We start from the raw sequence: 4,784 nt of genomic DNA, 5'->3' as shown, positions 1-4,784 counted from the left end.
GCCGAGCTGCGGTGAACCGTCATCCGGGAAGACGGAGACCGGGTGGGCAGGCGTGGTGGAGCGAGCTTGATCGGACACGTTCTCTCCCGCTGTGTCGGGGCGAAGCCGCAATATGGCGGTGGGATGGCTCTCCCGGCCCGGACGACCGCCGTGCACGTGTGCGGGACGCCACGGGGATGGCCGCCGAATGCGAGAGCCACCTGGTTTACGCAGCGATTATCTGGAGGTGCGACTGGTGGAATCCCTACAACGGATCCGGCGTCACTAAGGGAATCCCTACACGTCATTCAGTAGGTACACGTGAAAGCGGCCGCCGCGGTGCGACGGCCGATCAGTGGTACGACACGACAACGGGCGGATCGAGCACAGACCGCATCGGCTCGGGCATCACCCGGATCAGGCATCGCCCGGATCAGGCATCGCCCGGGTCGGGCCGGATCGGCTCAGGCGCCGAGCCGTTCGAGGTGGGACACCGCGGCCTCGATGCCGGGCAGGGCCAGCATCTCCTCCCTGGCGCGGTGTGCGGCGGCGGTCACCGTCGGGTCGTCGAGCAGGCGGCGGCACGCGTCCGTCAGGGCTTCCGGTGCCCGCTCGGATACGTGGGTGCCGAGCCCGAGGTCCTGCACCCGCTCCGCGTTGTACCGCTGGTCGGCGAACATGGGCCGGACGACCATCGGCACTCCGGCGCGGACGGATTCCCGGATGCTGTTGTAGCCGCCGTGGCTGAGGAACAGCGCCGAACGCTCCAGCAGCAGTTGCTGCGGGAAGCGGTCGACGACCAGCACGTTGTCCCCGGCGAGGCTCCTGTCGACGGGCATGCCGAGCGTGGACACCACGGCCGAGCACTCCAGGGCGGACAGCGCCTGGACGACGGCGTTGAGCGGTTCGGCGGGGTCGTACACGGGGATGGGCGCGCCGAATTCCCTCGCCTTGGCCAGGAAGCCCAGCACGGTACCGGGCAGGCCGGTGCCCAGCGACGCGAGGACGAGCGGCCGGCCGGCGGGCAGCTCGCCCAGCCAGTCGGGCAGGCTCTCGCCGCGGGTGACGGTGCGCGGCTGCTCGTAGGCCACCGCGTCCGGGGCCGCGGGCCGCGCGAAGGAGTACTTCACCGGCATGCAGTCGAACCGCCCGTGCCGGTACACCGACGCCGGGTCGTCGGCCGGGGGCAGCCCGGCCTCCCGGCGGCGGTCGTTGAGCATCGGCAGGATCAGCTCGGGGTCGAGGAACTGGCCGGAGCCCGAGGGCGCCGGCACCTGCGGTACGCCGAGTGCCTCGGCGGCGAGGAGCGCGGCGAACTCGTAGCCGTCCCGGAGGATGACGTCGGGCCGGAAGTCGCGGGCGATCGGCAGGAGAAGCTCGTACGCGTCGTTGAGCTGGGGACCGCAGCCGAGGCCCGCCCACAAGTCATGGGCGAACCGGCTGAATTCGGCCGGTATCGGCAGCTTGCCCTCCAGGAGCAGCCGCATGCCCTGCTCGGTGATGTCGGTGAACACGCCCTTCACCTGGGCGCTCTCGCCGTCGAACACGGGCACCAGGGTGGGCGCGGTGACGACGAGGACGTCGTGTCCCGCTCCGGTCAGCGCCCGCACCAGCGGAAGCGAGGCACGCGCGTGCGAGGTCGATCCGGTGATGCTGCACAGAACCTTCATCGGGGCGGGCCTTTCCTTGATCGGGGTACAGGTCATCGGGGACGGGTTGCCGGGGCGTGGCTGCCTCAGCCGGGCTGCGGCACCGCAGCGGGAAGCCGCGCGGTGACCGGATCGCCGGCCGGGCCGGTGACCGGGCGCACACCCACTCCGTGCCAGGCGATCCCGGCCTCGCGGAGCGCTTCGGGGTCGAGGTGGTTGCGGGTGTCCACGACCAGCGGCCGGTCCAGCGCCTTGGCCATCAAGTTCCAGTCCAGGTCTCGGAATTCGGGCCATTCGGTGCACAGCACCACACATGCCGCGCCCTTGGCCGCCTCGTACGGGTCGTCGACGACGGTGACGTCGGGCACCATTGCCGCCTGGGTGTCGCCGACGGTCAGCACCGGGTCGTACGCGACGAGTTCGGCACCCAGCCGGGCCAGTTCCCCGGCGAGGGCGACCGCCGGGGAGTCCCGCATGTCGTCGGTGCCCGCCTTGAAGGTCAGTCCGAGGACCCCGATCCGGACCCGGTCGAGCGGTGTCGCCGAGTCCGTGCCGCAGAGTCGGGCGATCTTGTCGGCGATACGTTCGCGCTGGTGGACGTTGACCTCGATCGCGGCGCGCAGCAGCTGGAAGTCGACATCCGCCCGCTCGGCGGTCCTGAGCATGGCGCGGGTGTCCTTGGGCAGGCAGGAGCCGCCCCAGCCGGGGCCCGGCCGCAGGAAGGCGCCGCCGATCCGGTGGTCCTTGCCCATGGCGGTGGCGACCTGCCCGACATCGGCGCCGACGCGCTCGCAGAGTTCGGCGATGACATTGACGTAGGACAGCTTGACCGCGAGGAAGCAGTTCGCCGCGTACTTGATCAGCTCGGCGCTCGCGGCGTCGGTGATCACCATCGGGGCGTCCAGCGTGGCGTAGAGGGCCGCGACACGTTCGGCGGCCTCGCGGTCGTCCGCCCCGACGACGACGCGGTCGGGGTGCAGGAAGTCGTGCACGGAGGTGCCCTCGCGCAGGAACTCCGGGTTGCTCACCACGGAGACGTCGGGGCGGCCGAGCCGCCGGGTCAGCCGGGCCGCGGTGCCCACCGGCACGGTGGACTTGGTGACCAGTGCGCAGCCGTGCGGCAGCAGGTCGCGGATCTCGTCGGCGACCGCGTCCACCGCGGTCATGTCGAGGTCGCCGTCCGGGCTCATGGGCGTGCCGACGCAGACGAAGACGGTCTCCGCGTCGCGTATGGCCTTGTCCGCGCCCAGGACGAAGGTGAGCAGCCCGGAGTCGAGCCCTTCGCGGACGAGTTCGGGCAGTGATTCCTCCAGGATCGGGATCTCGCCGCGGGTCAGCCGCTCGACCTTGTCCGGGTCCATGTCCGCGCACACCACCCGGTGCCCGAGGGAGGCCAGACAGGCACCGGCGGTCAGTCCTACGTAACCGGTGCCGATGACGGCGATGTTGTGCCGGTGCACTGTGGACATCTCGTTCCTTCGATGATCGGTTCGGCTCGTTCCTTCGATGACCGGTTCGGTGATCAGTGATCATCCGACCGGCGACCAGCGGTCAGCGGGTTTCGCGGGTGAGCAGGTCGCTGATCGATTCAGCCGCGCGGACGGCCAGGGCCACGCTGGTGAGCGTCGGGTTGACTGCGGTGGAGGTGGGGATCACTCCGTTGCCGCCGACGTAGAGGTTCCCGAAACCCCACACACGGGAGTACGAGTCGCAGACCGAGGTGCCGTCGTCGGCCGCGCCCATGCGGACGGTGCCCTGGTAGTGCTTGGAGCTGCCTGCCGGGAACAGGTCGGGTTCGCTGTCGGGCAGGAAGGTCCCGAGCCGCGCCGCGATCTTCTCCTGGTCCGCACGGGCCTGGGCGATCCCCTCGCGGTCGCGGTCGGTGAGGGAGTAGTGGATGGTCATCTTCGGCATGCCGTAGGCGTCGGCCTCGGTGGTGGAGAACTCCACCCGGTCGTCCGCCTGGATCTCCTTGGCGCCGTACCAGACCATGCCGACGAACAGTTCGGGGTCGACGCCGTCGATCGGCGAGGTGTCGATGGTCATGACCTGTCCGTGGCTGCGCCGGCCGGAGTCGGCGAACGGCACCCAGAACCGGCCGGTCTCCAGGTCGCGGATGTCGCCGGTGAACTCCACCGAGCCACGCGCCTCGATCCCCGCCGCGGGGCCGTCCTTGACGTGCACGGAACTCACGGTCTTGGGCTGGTCGTTGAGGTAGCGGCCGAGGGCGTCCGGCCGGATGCCGGAGGCCCACAGCAGCTGTGGGGTGCGCAGCGCGTCGGCGGCCACCGCCACGGCGCGGGCGCGCACCTTGAACTCGGCTCCGGTGGGCAGGTGTTGCAGGACGGCCCCGGTGGCGCGGCCGTCCTCGAACAGGATCCGGCGGCAGATGGTCTCGGCCGCGATCCGGAACGGGCCGCCGCCGTCCGCGAGCGGCCCGAGCACCACGTCCGGGCCCGCCCACAGCGGTCGCTCCCCGGGACGCGGGGTGCAGGCGAGGGGCATGTTCTGGACATGCCTGCCCTCGGGGTAGTCGCCGTCGAACAGCTCGCTCAGCGTCTTGAGTACGAGCTGACCGCCCGCGGTGTCCTCGAAGGCGTCCGGTGTGACGGTGAGCAGGTCCTCGGCCACGCTCAGCGCCGCGTCGAACGCGTCGTCGGGGAGGAACGGGACGCGCTCGCTGTCGAGTGGGCGAGGGGCGGTGCACGCCCAGTGGACGCCCATGCCGCCGATGTTGCTGGACATCACGGCGGCGGGCATGCCCTCCTGCTCGGGCTCGCCCTCCCGCCGTGGTGCGACCAGGTGCGTGCCGCGGTCGGCGTACCTCTTGACCAGGGCCTTGTCCTCGCCGGGGGCGGTCCGGGGATCGCGCCCCTGGGATTTGGCCTGGAGGTCGCCGCGCTCCCCGGAGGGGAGGTTGCTCAGATGCAGACCGGCTTCCTCGGTGAGGCGTGGTCCCAGGTCGGCCATGAGGATCCGTGCGGACGGCACCGCCTCGTTGACCCGGCGAGCGATGGCCGAACCGACCGGGCCGCTACCGATGACGAGCAGGTCGACCTCCGGCGGGAGTTCGGGTCGGCTCATGCTTGCGCACTCCTTGTCCTGGGCCCCGTCACCACGGACGCGGACGGGGGTGGGGCGTATGAGAGGGACGTA

Annotated in this window: 3 protein-coding genes; all 3 read right to left on the bottom strand. The window is 71.0% G+C overall.

What is annotated here, in order from left to right:
- Nucleotides 1-443: 443 nt before the first annotated feature.
- Nucleotides 444-1,649: a glycosyltransferase gene (locus ACIOJD_RS34065; RefSeq protein WP_401920388.1), complete on the bottom strand. Its 1,206-nt coding sequence runs from the start codon at nucleotides 1,647-1,649 to the stop codon at nucleotides 444-446.
- Between the two features lie 65 nt (nucleotides 1,650-1,714).
- Nucleotides 1,715-3,097, bottom strand: coding sequence for a UDP-glucose dehydrogenase family protein (locus tag ACIOJD_RS34060; protein WP_401920386.1), 1,383 nt, complete (start codon nucleotides 3,095-3,097; stop codon nucleotides 1,715-1,717).
- Between the two features lie 82 nt (nucleotides 3,098-3,179).
- The gene (locus ACIOJD_RS34055; RefSeq protein ID WP_401920384.1) at nucleotides 3,180-4,712 is read right to left on the bottom strand and encodes a GMC family oxidoreductase; all 1,533 of its coding nucleotides are present in this window, start codon (nucleotides 4,710-4,712) and stop codon (nucleotides 3,180-3,182) included.
- Nucleotides 4,713-4,784 lie beyond the last annotated feature (72 nt).

It is taken from the genome of Streptomyces sp. NPDC088116 (genome assembly GCF_044741745.1).
Lineage (GTDB): Bacteria > Actinomycetota > Actinomycetes > Streptomycetales > Streptomycetaceae > Streptomyces.
This window is presented reverse-complemented; position numbering and strand designations above follow the sequence as displayed.